The 696-nt window shown below is 27.6% G+C and carries 1 protein-coding gene; it reads right to left on the reverse strand.

The window, feature by feature from the left end; genetic code table 11:
* Positions 1-122: 122 nt before the first annotated feature.
* The coding region (locus tag HMPREF3029_RS06740) for a hypothetical protein (protein ID WP_210400783.1) at positions 123-696 on the reverse strand (574 nt) is incomplete at its 5' end.

The raw sequence follows: 696 nt of genomic DNA on the forward strand, positions 1-696 counted from the left end.
ATTTTTAATATTTTTTATACTAAAGAAGGGGCTATTATAAAATTATAAACACATATTACTCTATACTCTTAGAAGTTAAAGATTTTACTTCTAATTCCCCACAATAGAATCGATATTCTCAGTTAAAACAATCGCTTATCGATTTTACTTTCTAGTTTATGAATCTGTGACATTGAAGCGTAGAAATTCTCTAAATCAAACAAAATATTTCTGATTACACTATATCTAATTGGTATTTTTTCTCGAATTTTCTTATATTGATCGGCTAACTTTTGTTCGTCCTTACCATCATTTTTAAAAAAGACATCTCTTGCATTTAATATTTCCGTAATGAATCCATTATTGATCTTTTCGTCATTAAAATGCTCTAACACCTCACAAGTAAGTTTATTCGGCCATATATGTGTATTCTTTTTCTCGGTTCTTGCCAACATCTCGCCAATTTTTGAATTCACAAATTGTACATCGGTTATATTTTTACCTTGTTCTTGAGCAGAATTAATCCAATTTAGAACTCTTTCTAATTCTATTTCGAAACTTTCATCCATATCAGACGTTATAAGGAAGAGTTTGCTCATTAATCTAGAATAATAATTTATTGTATCCACACTATTTTTATTGTTATTCATAACCAGTGCTTCAATTATCTCTATAAATAGATCTGGTGATTCTAAATTTGATTTCTTGATATTATTA

Origin of the sequence: Nosocomiicoccus sp. HMSC059G07 (assembly GCF_001815515.1) — a bacterium.
GTDB lineage: Bacteria > Bacillota > Bacilli > Staphylococcales > Salinicoccaceae > Nosocomiicoccus > Nosocomiicoccus ampullae_A.